Source organism: Pseudomonas caspiana, assembly GCF_040224095.2.
In the GTDB taxonomy this organism is placed as follows: domain Bacteria; phylum Pseudomonadota; class Gammaproteobacteria; order Pseudomonadales; family Pseudomonadaceae; genus Aquipseudomonas; species Aquipseudomonas caspiana.
Genome location: NZ_CP167995.1, coordinates 4,573,760 through 4,589,578 on the forward strand (window position 1 = coordinate 4,573,760; position 15,819 = coordinate 4,589,578).

A 15,819-nucleotide genomic window follows, 5' to 3' on the forward strand; every position below is an offset into this window, starting at 1 on the left:
GGCCTTAAGTTGTTACACGGATATACCGTTAGAGCGGTTTACCCCGGTTGCCATGCTGACTGACGAAGGCCTGTATGGCTTTCAGGTCATTAGGCAAAACGGTGCAGCGTTCGTCGCGCTCGAACAAATCAGACAAATGTGCAGGTAGCTCTAGCGCTTTTCCTACACCAGCTTTCTCCACTGCTTCCGGGAATTTGACCGGATGCGCCGTGCCGAGGATCACCATCGGGGTATCCAGGCTACGACGACAGGCCCTGGCGGCCTTCACACCGATCGCCGTATGTGGGTCGAGCACCTCGCCAGTCTTCGCAAAAACATCCGCGATGGTCTCGCAGGTTTCCGCGTCGCTGACGGCCAGCGAATCAAACAGTTTGCGTGTTTCAGTCCAGCGCTCTTCGTCGACGCTGAAACCGCCGCCTTGCTTGAAGCTGTCCATCAGCCCCGCAAGCGTGGCACCGTTACGGCCATGCATATCGAACAGCAGACGCTCGAAGTTCGACGACACCATGATGTCCATCGATGGCGACAGGGTCGCGTGCAAGGTCTCTTTTACATACTGATTGCCGCTCATGAAGCGGTGCAGGATATCGTTGCGGTTGGTGGCGACGATCAACTGATTGATCGGCAAGCCCATGTTGCGTGCCAGGTAGCCGGCGAAAATATCGCCGAAGTTGCCGGTAGGCACTGAGAACGACACCGAACGCGCCGGGCCGCCCAACTGCAGCGAGGCGTGGAAGTAGTAAACGATCTGAGCCATGATCCGCGCCCAGTTGATCGAGTTGACCGCGACCAGACGCGTGCCTTTGAGAAAGCCCTGATCAGCAAAGCTGTTCTTGACCATTTCCTGGCAGTCGTCGAAATTGCCTTCCACGGCGATGTTGTGGATGTTGTCGCCAAAGATGGTCGTCATCTGACGACGCTGAACGTCCGATACCCGGTTGTGCGGGTGCAGGATGAAGATGTCCACGTTATCGCACTTGCGGCAGCCTTCAATGGCCGCAGAGCCGGTATCACCCGACGTTGCACCGATGATCACAACACGCTCACCGCGTTTGGCCAGCACGTAATCCAGCAGACGACCCAGCAATTGCAACGCGAAGTCTTTGAACGCCAGCGTTGGGCCGTGGAACAGTTCCAGAACCCACTCGTTGCCATTCAACTGACGCAATGGCGCAACCGAGCTGTGGGCGAACACGCCATAGGTCTCTTCAAGGATCTTTTTGAAATCCGCATCCGGGATGCTGCCGGTCACAAACGGGCGCATCACCCGGAAAGCCAGTTCGTGATAAGGCAGGCCTGCCCAGGAAGCGATCTCTTCCTGAGTAAAGCGCGGCAGGTTTTCCGGTACGTACAAGCCGCCGTCGCTGGCCAGACCAGTCAGCAACACGTCTTCGAAATTCAGGGCCGGCGCCTGGCCGCGGGTACTGATGTAGCGCATGAGATCAAACCTTCGGTTTGAGCTTCAAGCTGTAAGCTTCAAGCAGCAAGCGGCGAGCACGACGGCCGATCACTTGCAGCTTGCAGCTTCAAGCTTGAAGCTGAATGTTAATTAAGATGTTCGACGCGGATCCGGACTACCGGGCCAACCACGTCCTGCACCGCTTCCAGGGCCTCAATGGCGTCATTCATGCGCTGTTCCACCACACGATGGGTCAACAGAATCATCGGCACCAGGCCGTCATGTTCTTCGACTTCCTTCTGCATGATCGACTCAATGTTAATTCCGCGCTCCGACAGAATGCTCGCCACCTGGGCCAGCACACCCGGATGATCCTTGGCCTGGATGCGCAGGTAATACGCGCTTTCGCAGGCTTCGATCGGCAGAATCGGATGAGCAGACAGCGAGTCAGGCTGGAACGCCAGATGCGGTACGCGGTTCTCCGGATCGGAGGTCATCGCACGGACGACATCGACCAGATCAGCAACCACGGACGAAGCAGTAGGCTCCATGCCTGCGCCAGCGCCATAGAACAGCGTCGAACCCGCAGCGTCGCCATTGACCATGACCGCGTTCATCACGCCGTTGACGTTGGCGATCAGTCGGTCAGCAGGAATCAGCGTCGGGTGTACACGCAATTCGATACCCGCAGGAGTGCTGCGCGCTACGCCAAGGTGCTTGATGCGATAGCCCAGCGCTTCGGCGTAATTCACGTCAGCAGTGGTCAGTTTGGTGATGCCTTCGGTGTAGGCCTTGTCGAACTGCAGCGGGATACCAAAGGCAATGGACGCCAGAATGGTCAGCTTGTGTGCAGCATCAATACCTTCGACATCGAACGTCGGATCAGCTTCGGCATAACCCAGCGCCTGGGCTTCGGCCAGAACGTCAGGGAAGGTGCGGCCTTTCTCGCGCATTTCGGTAAGGATGAAGTTACCGGTGCCATTGATGATCCCGGCAACCCAGTTGATGCGGTTAGCCGACAGACCTTCACGAATTGCCTTGATGACCGGGATACCGCCCGCAACCGCAGCTTCAAACGCTACGATCACGCCCTTCTCACGCGCCTTGGCGAAAATTTCGTTACCGTGCACAGCAATCAGCGCTTTGTTGGCAGTGACTACGTGCTTGCCGTTTTCAATGGCCTTGAGGACCAGATCGCGAGCTACGGTATAGCCGCCGATCAGTTCAATGACGATATCGATTTCAGGGTTGGTAGCCACCGCGAAGACGTCGCTGGTGGTCGGTGTACCGGTAATCTGGCAGTTGGGGTTTGGCGAACGCATGGCAATTTGTGCCACTTCGATTCCACGACCCGCACGGCGGGCAATTTCCTCGGCGTTACGCTTAAGTACGTTGAAGGTACCGCCACCGACGGTACCCAGCCCACAGATGCCTACTTTGACCGGATTCACTATGAACTCCCCGTAAAACGGCCGGCTTGAAACCGACCGTGGAAAACAGCCGTGCTTCACCACACGGCTCTCTATTTACTCAACGGTCATGGGACGCGCTGATTTATTTGGCGCTGAGCGCCAGTTTGGCCACTTGTGCAGCGGGTTGGTAACCCGGAATCAACTGGCCGTCAGCCAAAACGATGGCCGGTGTGCCGTTCACACCGATCGATTGACCCACTTCGAATTGTTTGGTGACAGGGTTGGCGCACTTGGGCGCTTCGATGTTCTTGCCATCAACCATACGGTCCATGGCAGCCTTGCGATCCTTGGAGCACCAGACAGCCTGAAGCTGTTCGTCGCCCGGCGAGCCGAGACCCTGACGCGGGAAAGCGACATAACGAACTTCGATGCCCATTTTATTCAACTGCGGCACTTCAGCGTGCAGCTTGTGGCAGTACGGGCAAGTGGTGTCGGTGAACACCGTGATGTGCGATTTGGTTTCGCCAATCGCCGGATACACCACCATCTCGGCGGTCGGAATACCATTGATAGTCTTGGCGATGGCCAGACGCTCGGTCTTCTCGGTCAGGTTGACCGGCTTGCCGTCCTGGATCTGAAACAGGTAGCCCTGCATCACGAACTGGCCATCAGCGCTGGCATACAGCACGCGACCGCCCTTGAGTTTGACTTCGTACAGTCCGCTTAACGGGCTGGCGCCGATACTTTCAACCGGCAACTCGAGCTTGAGCGAATCCAGGGTCTTGCGAATGGCTTGATCGGCGGGAGCATCCGCCTGGGCAAACATACTGAACGTACTGGCCAACGCAACGGCTGCGGCAGCGATAATCGTGGTCACGCGCATGAAAACTCCTCGGGCGGTGGGCAGACTGACTGGGGCAAAAAAAACGCCCTTCGGCTTCAATCTGCGAAACCGGCAAAGACTATCACATAAGGGCCGTAAACCTTACCCGGACTGACGCAAGACTTGGCAGTAAAACCGCCCGTGACTCCGCTCAGCCGCGTGGGTGATGCTTGGCATGCATGTCTTGCAACCTGGCGCGGGCGACATGGGTATAGATTTGCGTGGTCGACAGATCACTGTGTCCAAGCAGCATCTGCACAACGCGTAAATCAGCACCATGATTGAGCAGGTGCGTAGCAAAAGCGTGACGCAGCGTATGAGGCGACAAGGACTTGCTGATGCCGGCAACCATGGCTTGATGCTTGATCCGGTGCCAGAAGGTCTGGCGAGTCATTTGCTCGCCGCGTTGACTGGGAAACAACACGTCACTGGGACGCCCGGCCAATAGCTCATCACGGGCACCGCGCATGTAGCGCTCAATCCAGACAATGGCCTCTTCACCCATCGGCACCAGACGCTCTTTGCTGCCCTTGCCCATGACCCTCAGCACACCCTGCCGCAGATTGACCTGCTCCAGCGTCAGGCTGATCAATTCAGTCACTCGCAAACCACAGGCATAAAGCACTTCCAGCATGGCTTTGTCTCGCTGTCCGATCGCTTCGCTCAGGTCAGGTGCAGCCAACAACGCGTCGACGTCTGCTTCCGACAATGACTTGGGCAGCGGTCTGCCAAGCTGAGGCATATCCACTTGTAATGTGGGATCGATCTGAATCAGTTTTTCGCGCAACAGATAGCGGTAAAAGCCACGCGCACCGGAAAGAAACCGGGCTGTAGAGCGCGGCTTATAGGCCTTGTCCACACGCCAGGCCAGGTGATCCAGAATCGCCGAGCGTCCGACATTGATCAGTTGCAGGCCTTGCTCCTGCAACCAGCCGTTGAACAGGGCAAGGTCACTGCGATAGGCATCGCGCGTGTTATCCGAAAGCCCTTTCTCCAGCCAGAGAGCATCGAGAAATCGGTCGATCAGAGGGTCATCGATGGCAGGCATAGTAATTCGCGCTTGAGCAGTGCTGCATGAGGAACTGACTGAGGACAATAAAACCCCAGGCACAAAAAAGCAGCCCGTAGGCTGCTTTTTTCTTGCATCAGAAAACTGTACTCAGGACAGTTTTTCCTTGATGCGAGCTGCTTTACCGGACAGGTCACGCAGGTAGTACAGTTTGGCTTTGCGAACGTCACCACGACGTTTCACAGCCAGGCTGTCGATTTGCGGGCTGTAGGTCTGGAAAGTACGCTCAACGCCAACACCGTTGGAGATTTTACGAACAGTGAAAGCACTGTTCACGCCACGGTTACGCTTGGCAATTACTACGCCTTCGAACGCCTGCAGACGAGCGCGGTCGCCTTCCTTCACTTTCACCTGAACGACAACAGTGTCGCCCGGGGCAAAGGTAGGGATCTCTTTGGTCATCTGCTCTGCTTCGAGTGCAAGGATGATTTTGTTAGTCATGCTGTGCTCCTAAGGTAAATCGTCTGATCTACCATCGATACGTTAACTATCGTCCCGTTCGCGGATGTATTCCGCGAGCAGCTTCTTCTCTTCTCCAGAAAGCGAGCGGCTTTCCAGAAGATCGGCGCGTCGTTCATAGGTCCGCCCAAGGGACTGCTGTAAACGCCAACGCCGGATGTGCGCGTGATTGCCACTTAGCAACACGTCGGGAACACGCTGATCCGCATACACCTCCGGTCGGGTGTAATGCGGGCAATCCAGCAGACCATCAGTGAAGGAATCTTCCTCCGCAGAGTCCGCATGCCCTAAAGCTCCAGGCAGCAGCCGCGTAACCGCATCGATAAGCACCATTGCCGGCAGCTCGCCACCAGACAGTACATAGTCACCAATCGACCACTCTTCATCGACATAAGCATCAATAAAACGCTCGTCAATGCCTTCATAACGACCGGCGATGAGGATAAACGCCTCCTCTTGCGCCAGTTCGCGGACCGCAGACTGATTCAGCTTGCGGCCTTGTGGCGACAGGTAAATAACCTTCGCCGCATCCCCTGCTGCTTGCCTGGCCTGAACCAGAGCATCTTCCAGAGGCTTGATCTTCATCACCATGCCCGGACCACCGCCAAATGGGCGATCGTCAACAGTGTGATGTCGATCCGTGGTGTAGTCCCGCGGATTCCAACAAGTCAGCTGTAACAGCCCCTGTTTCACCGCACGGCTGGTAATGCCGTAATCGCTGATGGCGGAAAACATCTCGGGAAACAGACTGATCACTTCTATGCGCAGGCTAGCCATTGCTTAGAAGTCCGAATCCCAATCCACCTTCATCTCGCCAGCTTCCAGGTCAACCACCAACACGCATTGCTCCGTATAGGGCAACAGGCGTTCGCGATCATCCAGGCTGCCTGCGCAGGGCTTGACCACCATTACATCATTCGAGCCCGTCTCTAGCAGGTGATCGATTTTCCCGAGCAATTGCCCTTGATGGTCGATGACCTTGAGACCCTCCAGCTGGTACCAGTAGTACTCGCCGTCGGTCAGATCAGGGAACAGGTTACGCGGCACGCAGATTTCAAAACCGGCCAGAAGACGAGCTTCTTCACGGTCATCGAGACCTTTGAGCTTTGCGACCAGGAACTTGTTTTGCAAGCGTCCGCTGACCAGCTCTACCTGTTTAACGCTGCCTTCGCGCCGAAGCGTCCAGGTTTTGTAATCCAACAGGTTTCCAATCGGATCAGTAAAGGAAAAGACCTTCACTTCGCCGCGAACGCCATGTACCGAATAAATCTTGCCAATGACGATCAAGTCGTCGGCAGTCGTTGGCGCCGCGTTCATATTGCTCAGGCCGCGACCTTGGTCTTGGCGTGTTCTTTCAGCAACTGGGCAACGCGCTCGGATGTTTGTGCACCCACGCTCAGCCAGTAGTTAACGCGCTCTTCGTTCACGGACAAACGAACTTCCTGACCACGGGCAACCGGGTTGAAGAAGCCAATTTGCTCTTTGTGCGAACCGTCGCGCGCATTGCGGCTATCGGTAACAGTCAGGTGGTAAAACGGGCGCTTTTTGGAGCCGCCCAGGGCAAGACGAATAGTTAGCATTGAACATCGTTCCTGTAGTCGGTGCTGCAAATCTATGATGCACAGCGGGCATAGGTGCCCGAAAGGCCGCATATTCTAAGGAATATCCGGACTTTTGCAAATGTCTTTTTCCGGCACTTGCTGTTGTGCCATCCAGATTTGCCAAGGAGCCGTCGCTATCAACGGCTGGTGTAGACCCGCAAAGCGGGGATTTACGTAGGGGCAAGCCCCTATGTGGGATGCGCGCAGAGGGTCCTGCGCGCGATACATCACATCTTTGGCATGCCGCCGCCGGGCAACATTCCGCCCATGCCGCGCATCATTTTGGCCATTCCGCCTTTTGCGGAGAATTTCTTCATCATCTTTTGCATCTGCTTGTGCTGCTTGATCAGACGCCCGATGTCCTGCACCTGAGTCCCCGACCCCATGGAGATGCGGCGCTTGCGCGAACCGCTGATCAGATCCGGATCACGACGCTCGGCTGGAGTCATCGAGTTGATGATGGCTTCCATTTGCTTGAACTGCTTCTCTGCTGCGCCCTGGGCATTGCCCATCTGCGACAGGTTGACGCCGCCGATGCTTGGCAGCTTGTCCATGAGCCCGCCAAGGCCGCCCATGTTTTTCATCTGTTGCAGCTGATCGCGGAAGTCTTCGAGGTCGAAGCCTTTACCTTTCTTCAGCTTTTTGGCCAGTTTGTCGGCCTTGTCCTTGTCGAGGGTCTGCTCGGCCTGTTCGATAAGGCTAAGCACGTCACCCATGCCGAGGATTCGCGACGCAATACGGTCCGGGTGGAACGGCTCGAGCGCATCGCTCTTCTCGCCCATACCGATGAACTTGATCGGCTTGCCAGTGATAGCGCGCACGGACAATGCCGCACCGCCTCGTGCATCACCGTCGACCTTGGTCAGGATCACGCCGGTCAAGGGCAGTGCATCACCAAAGGCCTTGGCGGTGTTGGCAGCATCCTGACCGGTCATGGCGTCAACCACGAACAATGTCTCGGCAGGCTTGACCGCCGCATGCAACGCCTGGATCTCGCCCATCATTTCCGCGTCGATGTGCAAGCGACCCGCGGTGTCCAGAATGACGACGTCAATGAACTTGAGCTTAGCTTCTTTTATTGCCGCTTCAGCGATGTCTACCGGCTTCTGGCTGATATCAGACGGGAAGAAAGTAACGCCGATGTCGCCCGCCAGCGTTTCAAGCTGCTTGATGGCCGCCGGACGATAAACGTCGGCAGACACAACCATGACGGTCTTCTTCTTGCGTTCTTTAAGAAACTTGGCCAGCTTGCCAGCTGTGGTGGTTTTACCAGCACCCTGCAGACCCGCCATCAAAATCACGGCAGGCGGCGTGACATTAAGGGTCAGCTCTTCGTTGGCCGCCCCCATCATGTCTTCCAGCTCGGCCTGAACGATCTTCACAAAGGCCTGGCCCGGCGTCAGGCTGCGCGACACTTCGGTGCCGACAGCGCGCTCCTTGACCTTGTTGACGAAGTCTTTGACAACCGGCAAGGCAACGTCGGCTTCGAGCAAAGCCATACGCACTTCGCGCAAGGTGTCTTTGATGTTGTCCTCAGTCAGCTTGGCCTTGCCAGTTACATGGCGCAGCGTCTGTGAGAGACGGTCTGTCAGGTTTTCAAACATGCGCGATCCTTTCAGGCTCTTGGAGAACCCCGGTTGGTGCGGCCCGGCCCGTTATAAAATGGCGCTCGGCGAGCCTGCGGCTTGAGCAGGTGGCGGATTATAGCGAAGACTCTGCGCAACGGACACTAGGAGTCTGCATCTGTGGTCTTTCGTGAAATGACGGTTGTATGCCAAACTCAGCGCCTTTAAAGGCCCGTCCATCAGGATTTATGTTCCCTTTGCCACCCAGCCTGCTACCCAGCCTCGCCGCCGCCTGCCTTTATGCCGCTGCGACTATCTACCAAGGCATCCGCCTCAGCCAGGCGAAACGCGCCGACAAACGGCTGCTTTGCCTGCTCGGCACGCTGGCCGTTGTTGCTCACGCCTTCGGACTTTTTTCCCAGTTGATCCGCCCTATCGGGCTTGGCCTGGACTTTTTCAGCGCTGCAAGCCTGATCGCTGTCGCAGTGATTGCTCTGTCGCTACTGGCAACCGTGCGCATTCCGGTGGAAAACCTGCTCGTACTTCTGTTTCCGCTCGGACTCATTACCGTGCTGCTCGCGCAGTTCGCGCCAGCCGGTACTGTGCAACCCATCGTTGAAGAGCCGGGAATCCTCAGCCATATCCTGCTCTCGATCCTGGCCTATGGCATGTTTACCATTGCGGTGGTGCAGGCATTGCTGTTGTTGGTGCAGGATCATCAACTCAAGCACAAGCACCCTTCGGGGTTGATCAAGAATTTCCCGCCGCTGCAAACCATGGAAAGCCTGTTGTTTGGCTTTCTCTGGGCCGGGTGGTCACTGCTTTCACTGTCGCTGATTTCTGGCTGGCTGTTCGTCGAGAACCTTTTCGCACAGCATCTGGTGCACAAAACCCTACTGGCCTGCCTGGCCTGGGTAGTATTCAGCGTATTGCTATGGGGCCGTAACCGTCTCGGCTGGCGTGGACACAAGGCTATCCGCTGGACCCTCGGCGGTTTCTGCTTGCTGATGCTGGCCTATTTTGGCAGCAAGCTGGTCCGCGAATTCATTCTGCACATCTGACGGTTCGCTGATTATGGATAATTTGCCAATCGCCCCGATGCTCGGTGTCGTGGCCCTGTTAATTCTTTGGGCAGCCCTGTTCACGGCCATTGAAAGCGCCCACCACCACCTGAAAATGCGGCGTAACGGCGACCGTCATTCGACGCCAGGCTGGCCCGAGCTCAAATTCGAACTGGGCAGCCTGATCCTCGCCAACACCCTGATCAAAGTATTGATTACTGTGATCGTCACGTTGCTGTCGATGAACTACTGGTTTTATAACGGCCCGACACTGGCCTGGATCAGTGTCACCAGCATCACGCTGATCTTTGCTGAACTCATCCCGCGCAGGCTCGCAGCTCGTCATCCGGAAGCCATCGTGCACATGGCTAACAGCCTGCTGCGCATTCCAATGGTCATTCTCTGGCCACTGGCGTGGGTGTTCAATTGCGTCGCCAAGACGCTGCTACGCCCTTTCGGCAAACGCAATAAACAGGTTGCTGCAGTTGATGACGATGGCGAACGCCAGCACACGCATCGTGACGGCGTGAATGAACACCATCCGGGCCGCTCGCCGGTGTTGTCGGGCATCCATGCGCTGGACAGCATCACGGTTAACGACATTCTGGTGCCACGCAGTGAAGTGGATGGCGTCAACCTGGACGACAGCATCGAACAGATCGTGGAGCGCCTGATCATTTCGCGACACACCCGACTGCCGGTTTATCACAACGACATCAATCAGGTTCAAGGCGTGCTCAATACCCGGCAGATCAGCCACCTGCTGCCTAAGGGCGAATTGACCAAAGAACAGATCGTCGCCGCGTGCTATGAGCCGTACTTCGTACCGGAGAGCACTCCGCTTCAGCTGCAACTGCTGAACTTCCACAAGCAACAACGCCGCATGGGCGTGGTGGTCGATGAATACGGCGAAGTCTTGGGCATCGTCAGCCTCGAAGACATTCTGGAAGAAATCGTCGGCGAATTCGAAAACGAGCAGACGCTGAACAACCCGCACATCCATCCACAGGCCGACGGTCGTCTGGTGGTTGAGGGTGCCGCTTCGATTCGTGATCTGAACAAGAGCCTCGGCTGGCACTTGCCGTCCGATGGCCCCAAGACGCTCAATGGTCTGGTCACTGAAGCACTGGAAACCATTCCGGAAAGCGCTGTCTGCCTGAAGATCGGGCCGTATCGCCTGGAAATCCTCGAAACCGAAGACAATCGAGTGACGCGGGTCATGATGTGGCAGAAACCGACGACCCGCTGAAAGCCCCTTGCTACAGGCCTCTTGTTATAAGGGCGGCGCGATTCCTATAATCGAGCCGCTTACCCAGCCCGCCGATCCGTGTGCTACCCGCACCTCATGTGATCCGGCCAGTCATTCAGCCTGAACGTCTCGCGCATCTCCCTGGCTCTGCCCTACCCCTGGCATGACCAACGCCTTTCGCCCCATCCGGGCTAACCTGATCAGCGCTGTACCCACAATAATTAATGAATGCCGCCGTAGATCTTCATCTTTGGAGATCGCCGACAGGCATATGACTGTCAGGAAACCCCGCATGACTACGACTTCTGCCGCCCATGAAAATGAGAGCGCAACGGCTCGCCCGGCCAATTCTGCGACACGCGTTGCGACCGCCAGCTTCATCGGCACCGCTATCGAGTTCTACGATTTCTACGTGTACGCCACCGCCGCCGCTTTGGTGATCGGACCGGTGTTCTTCCCTCAAACGTCCGGCACCGCACAAATGCTGTCGGCGTTTCTGACCTTCGGTATCGCCTTTCTTGCCCGCCCGTTAGGCTCGGCGCTGTTCGGCCACTTCGGCGATCGCATCGGCCGCAAGTCGACACTGGTTGCCTCGTTGCTGCTGATGGGCGTATGTACTACGTTGATCGGCGTGCTGCCGGGTTACGCAACAATAGGTGCCTGGGCACCGATTCTGTTATGCGTGCTGCGTTTCGGACAGGGATTGGGATTGGGCGGTGAATGGGGCGGCGCAGCCTTGCTCGCCACGGAGAACGCCCCCGAAGGCAAGCGCGCCTGGTTCGGCATGTTCCCGCAACTCGGCCCTTCAATTGGCTTCCTCGCTGCTAACGGGCTGTTCCTGACACTGGCCATGACACTGGATGATGAGCAATTCCGCTCATGGGGCTGGCGGATCCCGTTCCTGCTAAGCGCTGCATTGGTGATGGTTGGGCTGTATGTGCGACTGAAGCTGGAAGAAACCCCGGTCTTCACCAACGCCATTGCCCGCCATGAGCGGGTGAAGATGCCAATCGTGGAGCTCTTCAGCCAGTACTGGGCGCCGGTGCTGTTGGGCGCTGCATCGATGGTGGTCTGCTATGCGCTGTTCTACATCTCGACGGTGTTTTCCCTGAGCTACGGCGTATCGACGCTCGGTTATAGCCGCGAGACGTTCCTCGCCCTGCTGTGCTTCGCGGTGCTGTTCATGGCAGCAGCGACCCCGCTGGCGGCATGGGCCAGCGACCGTTATGGACGTCGTCCGGTGCTGATCATCGGCGGCGTGCTGGCGATCCTTTCCGGCTTCACCATGGAGCCGCTGCTGACCCACGGCACAACATGGGCGGTGGCGCTGTTTCTGTGTATCGAGCTGTTCCTGATGGGTGTGACCTTCGCCCCCATGGGCGCGATGCTGCCCGAGCTGTTCCCAACTCGCGTGCGCTACACCGGCGCGTCAGCAGCCTACAATCTTGGAGGTATCGTCGGAGCATCGGTCGCCCCTTTCTTCGCTCAGAAACTGGTGGCGATGGGCGGCTTGAGCTGGGTCGGCGGATATGTGTCGGCAGCAGCGTTGCTCAGCGTGATTGCCGTGCTGTGCCTGAAAGAAACGCGTGAGGCGGATCTGGATAAAATCGCTTAGCTCAGGGAAGTGCCCTATAAATGCAACCACCTGATTTTTAATTCTTTTCTGTAGGAGCTCACGAGCACCGCGAGGCAGCGATGGTGTCCTGCTTGATACAACGCTATCGCGGCCTCGCGATGCTCGTCCACTCCTACAGGTATATGTTTGCTTCGCGATGGTGCGGTGTCAGTGACACCGCGCCATCTCATGCAAGGCAGCCTTACAGCTGGACTTTCACAGACCGCGAAGAACGGGTGGCTTTGGCACGTGCAGCTTCGATGGACTCGTCGCGAGCCAGGGCAACGCCCATGCGGCGCTGCCCATTGACTTCAGGCTTGCCGAACAGACGCAGTGCCGTGTCCGGCTCGCTCAACGCTGCATTGAGGTTGGCGAAGGTCGTATTCGTGGACTGACCTTCCACCAGAATCACTGCCGACGCCGATGGCCCGAACTGGCGAATCTGCGGGATTGGCAGGCCCAGAATGGCGCGAGCGTGCAAGGCGAACTGCGAAAGATCCTGAGAGATCAGCGTCACCAGGCCAGTGTCATGCGGACGCGGCGAGACTTCGCTGAACCATACCTGATCACCTTTGATGAACAGCTCAACACCAAACAGACCGCGACCACCCAGTGCCTCGGTTACGGCCTTGGCAACACGCTCGGATTCAGCCAGCGCAATCGGGCTCATGGCCTGTGGCTGCCATGATTCCTGATAGTCACCCTTCTCCTGACGATGACCCACTGGCGCGCAGAAGGTAGTGCCGCCAGCGTGGCGCACGGTCAGCAGAGTGATTTCGTATTCGAAGTCGATGAAGCCTTCGATGATCACGCGGCCTTTACCGGCACGTCCGCCTTCTTGAGCGTAATCCCAGGCTTTCTGCACGTCATCAGCAGTGCGCAGCAGGCTCTGGCCTTTGCCCGAAGAACTCATTACCGGCTTGACCACGCACGGGAAGCCCAGGTCCTGGACAGCCTTGCTGTAGTCTTCGAAGGTATCGGCGAAATGATACGGCGACGTTGGCAGGTCCAGCTCTTCAGCGGCCAGACGACGAATGCCTTCACGGTTCATGGTCAATTGGGTGGCGCGGGCAGTCGGGATGACCGTGAAGCCCTCGGCCTCCAGTTCAACCAGAGTGGCCGTGGCGATGGCCTCGATTTCCGGCACGATGTAGTGCGGCTTCTCGGCTTCGATCACTGCACGCAGTGCGGCACCGTCGAGCATGTTGATCACGTGGCTGCGGTGGGCAACCTGCATGGCAGGCGCGTTGGCATAACGATCGACAGCGATCACTTCAACGCCCAGGCGCTGCAGTTCGATCACTACTTCCTTGCCGAGCTCGCCGCAGCCGCAGAGCAATACACGGGTCGCGACAGGCGACAGTGGAGTTCCGATTTGAGTCATCTCAGGTCCTCGTGGAGCAGATATCGAGGGCAGCCCGCGTCAGGTGCGAGCGACCGCTGTGGAGAAAGGCGCGCAATTTACCACGAAGGCCCGTAATTCTCAGCCCGCACAAGCATTCTTGCGCGCACGCCAGGCCATGATCAGCCAGACGGCAGTGACACCGGCGAACTTGGACAGCAACGCCGTGATAATCACGGGCGGAGTCAGCGCATCGATCAGGCCGAAAAAGATGAAGGTATCCACCGGGATACTCAGCGCCGAACTGAGCCACAGACGATCACGCAGCGGCCGTTTGGTTACCGTGAATACCAGCCAGTCGATGCATTCGGAGACCGCAAACGCTGTGGCACTGGCCAGCGCAATAGTAGGGTCTGACGTCACGTACGACAGCACAAGGGCCGCCAGCATTGCCAGGATCGCGCCATGCCCGAAGCGGGTTTGCACCATATCTCGCAAGACAAACACCAACCCACCCCAGGCGGACCAGATCACGTCCAGATGCGGCGCGGCGGAAAAAGCAAAGTTGATCAGCACGACGCTGCTGATGTAGGCGATCAGGAAGAGCATGAGGTGAGGCTTATGTGGCGGGAAAGATGCGTAATGGTATCAGCCGATGCAACGCGATGGCTGATTTGAAATGAGATTCAACCTGTGGGAGCCGAGCTTGCTCGCGATGAAGCTGGACGCGATCTACCCAGTATTTGCGGCGCCCTCATCGCGAGCAAGCTCAGCTCCCACAGGAAAAGCGACATTGCGCGATTACATTTTCCACACCAGCCCACTCGCCTCTGCACGCTCGTGACACAGCCTGAGCACGGCGCGGCGCTGATCGTTGTCCATGGCGTGCCAGTCGGTGATTTCTTTCACGGTGCGCTGGCAACCGAGGCAGACATCATCGTCATCCAGCGCGCAGATGCTTACGCAGGGGGATGCGACGCGGCGTTCGGCTTCCATCAATCTTCCTGCGGTATCAGGTCGCGAGCATAGCGCTGGGCGTTATGGACGTAATGGGCGGCGCTGGCTTCGAGCATTTTCTTCTGCACATCAGTAAGTTCGCGTACTACTTTACCCGGCGAACCCATGACGAGCGAGCCGTCGGGGATAACCTTGCCTTCGCCGATCAGTGAATTAGCACCAATGATGCAGTACTTGCCAATCTTCGCGCCGTTGAGAATTACCGAATTAATCCCAATCAGACTGTAATCATCGACGCTGCAACCATGCAGCATGGCGTTGTGGCCAATCGTCACGCCTTTGCCGATTTGCAGCGGCGAGCCCATATCGGTGTGCATCACCGTGCCGTCCTGCACATTGCTGTTTTCGCCGATATGGATCAGCTCGTTATCACCGCGCAGCACAGCGTTGAACCAGACATTGGCTCCCGCCTCCAGCCTGACCTTGCCGATCAGTACAGCATTGGGCGCGACCCAGCTTTGCGGATGGGTTTCGACGCGAAAATCGCCCAGACGATATTTCATGGGTAAGTATCCTCAAGGCTCTGCGGCCCGTTTAATCGACGCTTAGATCACGGAGTGTTCAGGCGGGTGATGCAGGCTGATCTTGCTGTCATAAAGCACGTTGATCAACTCGACGATCATGATCGCCGTCAGCCCCCAGATTTTGAACTCGCCGTAACGATAGCTGGGCACGTACCAACTGCGACCCTGATAGTCGATGCGGTGGGTATGCTCACGGGTGTCCTGACGAAAGAACTCCAGCGGCACGCTGAACACCGCGGCGATTTCGGCATCGTTGGGGCGATATTCGACGAAGTCGGGGATCAATCCCACATAGGGCGTGACCTTGATGCCGTGCTTGGAGATCAATGGACTGAGCGGCCCGATCACCTCAACCAGCCCCGGCGGCAGACCTATCTCTTCCTCGGCTTCACGCAGCGCGGTAAAGATCAGATCGCTGTCTTCAGGGTCACGCCGCCCACCTGGAAAGGCCACTTCGCCGCCATGGGTCGACAGCCCGCTGGCACGCAGCGTCAGAATCAACTCCGGCTCATCACTGCGGGTAATCGGCAGCAACACTGCAGCTTCGGGAAAAAGTCGATCCGTCTCAAAGGTGCTCGGCGTATGACTGCTTACACGGCGAAGTAGCTCATCCAGCATGGGAA

The 15,819-nt window shown here is 57.3% G+C and carries 17 protein-coding genes; 3 read left to right on the plus strand and 14 right to left on the minus strand.

The window, feature by feature from the left end:
- Positions 1 to 28: 28 nt before the first annotated feature.
- The 9 genes from thrC to ffh all read right to left on the minus strand — a co-directional run bounded on the left by thrC (position 29) and on the right by ffh (position 8,427).
- On the minus strand, positions 29 to 1,438 hold the full coding sequence (thrC, locus tag ABRP31_RS20690; RefSeq protein ID WP_087264521.1) for a threonine synthase: 1,410 nt from the start codon (positions 1,436 to 1,438) through the stop codon (positions 29 to 31).
- A 107-nt stretch (positions 1,439 to 1,545) separates the two neighbouring features.
- Positions 1,546 to 2,850 carry a homoserine dehydrogenase gene (locus ABRP31_RS20695; RefSeq protein WP_349970373.1) on the minus strand — a complete coding sequence of 435 codons (1,305 nt, stop codon included), beginning with the start codon at positions 2,848 to 2,850 and terminating at the stop codon, positions 1,546 to 1,548.
- A 103-nt stretch (positions 2,851 to 2,953) separates the two neighbouring features.
- Entirely contained in the window at positions 2,954 to 3,694 is a 741-nt protein-coding gene (locus tag ABRP31_RS20700; protein ID WP_087264523.1) for a DsbC family protein, read from the minus strand.
- 151 nt (positions 3,695 to 3,845) lie between these two features.
- Positions 3,846 to 4,742 (minus strand): site-specific tyrosine recombinase XerD, encoded by an 897-nt coding sequence (xerD, locus tag ABRP31_RS20705; RefSeq protein WP_087264524.1) that lies wholly within the window; start codon positions 4,740 to 4,742, stop codon positions 3,846 to 3,848.
- 111 nt (positions 4,743 to 4,853) lie between these two features.
- Complete coding sequence (gene rplS, locus ABRP31_RS20710; protein WP_027902605.1) at positions 4,854 to 5,204, minus strand: 50S ribosomal protein L19; 351 nt, start codon at positions 5,202 to 5,204, stop codon at positions 4,854 to 4,856.
- 42 nt (positions 5,205 to 5,246) lie between these two features.
- Positions 5,247 to 5,999, minus strand: a complete 753-nt coding sequence (trmD, locus tag ABRP31_RS20715; protein ID WP_087264525.1) for a tRNA (guanosine(37)-N1)-methyltransferase TrmD — start codon at positions 5,997 to 5,999, stop codon at positions 5,247 to 5,249.
- Positions 6,000 to 6,002: 3 nt separating this feature from the next.
- Complete coding sequence (gene rimM / locus ABRP31_RS20720) at positions 6,003 to 6,539, minus strand: ribosome maturation factor RimM (RefSeq protein ID WP_087264526.1); 537 nt, start codon at positions 6,537 to 6,539, stop codon at positions 6,003 to 6,005.
- Between the two features lie 5 nt (positions 6,540 to 6,544).
- Positions 6,545 to 6,802, minus strand: coding sequence for a 30S ribosomal protein S16 (rpsP, locus tag ABRP31_RS20725; RefSeq protein ID WP_027902602.1), 258 nt, complete (start codon positions 6,800 to 6,802; stop codon positions 6,545 to 6,547).
- A gap of 248 nt (positions 6,803 to 7,050) precedes the next feature.
- Positions 7,051 to 8,427, minus strand: coding sequence for a signal recognition particle protein (ffh, locus tag ABRP31_RS20730; protein ID WP_087264527.1), 1,377 nt, complete (start codon positions 8,425 to 8,427; stop codon positions 7,051 to 7,053).
- 209 nt (positions 8,428 to 8,636) lie between these two features.
- Here ffh and ABRP31_RS20735 point away from each other — a divergent pair, with 209 nt between their 5' ends.
- The 3 genes from ABRP31_RS20735 to ABRP31_RS20745 all read left to right on the plus strand — a co-directional run bounded on the left by ABRP31_RS20735 (position 8,637) and on the right by ABRP31_RS20745 (position 12,313).
- The gene (locus ABRP31_RS20735; protein ID WP_087264528.1) at positions 8,637 to 9,449 is read left to right on the plus strand and encodes an inner membrane protein YpjD; all 813 of its coding nucleotides are present in this window, start codon (positions 8,637 to 8,639) and stop codon (positions 9,447 to 9,449) included.
- 13 nt (positions 9,450 to 9,462) lie between these two features.
- Positions 9,463 to 10,698 (plus strand): transporter associated domain-containing protein, encoded by a 1,236-nt coding sequence (locus tag ABRP31_RS20740; protein WP_349970378.1) that lies wholly within the window; start codon positions 9,463 to 9,465, stop codon positions 10,696 to 10,698.
- Between the two features lie 292 nt (positions 10,699 to 10,990).
- Positions 10,991 to 12,313, plus strand: a complete 1,323-nt coding sequence (locus tag ABRP31_RS20745; RefSeq protein ID WP_349970380.1) for an MFS transporter — start codon at positions 10,991 to 10,993, stop codon at positions 12,311 to 12,313.
- A 202-nt stretch (positions 12,314 to 12,515) separates the two neighbouring features.
- On the opposite strand, the gene purT is transcribed toward ABRP31_RS20745, so the two are convergent.
- The 5 genes from purT to ABRP31_RS20770 form a co-directional block, all read right to left on the minus strand.
- Positions 12,516 to 13,697 carry a formate-dependent phosphoribosylglycinamide formyltransferase gene (purT, locus tag ABRP31_RS20750; RefSeq protein ID WP_349970382.1) on the minus strand — a complete coding sequence of 394 codons (1,182 nt, stop codon included), beginning with the start codon at positions 13,695 to 13,697 and terminating at the stop codon, positions 12,516 to 12,518.
- A gap of 99 nt (positions 13,698 to 13,796) precedes the next feature.
- Entirely contained in the window at positions 13,797 to 14,264 is a 468-nt protein-coding gene (locus tag ABRP31_RS20755) for a VUT family protein (RefSeq protein ID WP_087264533.1), read from the minus strand.
- 192 nt (positions 14,265 to 14,456) lie between these two features.
- Positions 14,457 to 14,651 (minus strand): DUF1289 domain-containing protein, encoded by a 195-nt coding sequence (locus tag ABRP31_RS20760; protein ID WP_371856717.1) that lies wholly within the window; start codon positions 14,649 to 14,651, stop codon positions 14,457 to 14,459.
- Positions 14,651 to 15,175, minus strand: coding sequence for a gamma carbonic anhydrase family protein (locus ABRP31_RS20765; protein WP_087264535.1), 525 nt, complete (start codon positions 15,173 to 15,175; stop codon positions 14,651 to 14,653). Before ABRP31_RS20765 ends, ABRP31_RS20760 begins: the two co-directional genes overlap by 1 nt.
- A gap of 42 nt (positions 15,176 to 15,217) precedes the next feature.
- Complete coding sequence (locus tag ABRP31_RS20770) at positions 15,218 to 15,814, minus strand: CoA pyrophosphatase (protein ID WP_087264536.1); 597 nt, start codon at positions 15,812 to 15,814, stop codon at positions 15,218 to 15,220.
- Positions 15,815 to 15,819: the final 5 nt, after the last annotated feature.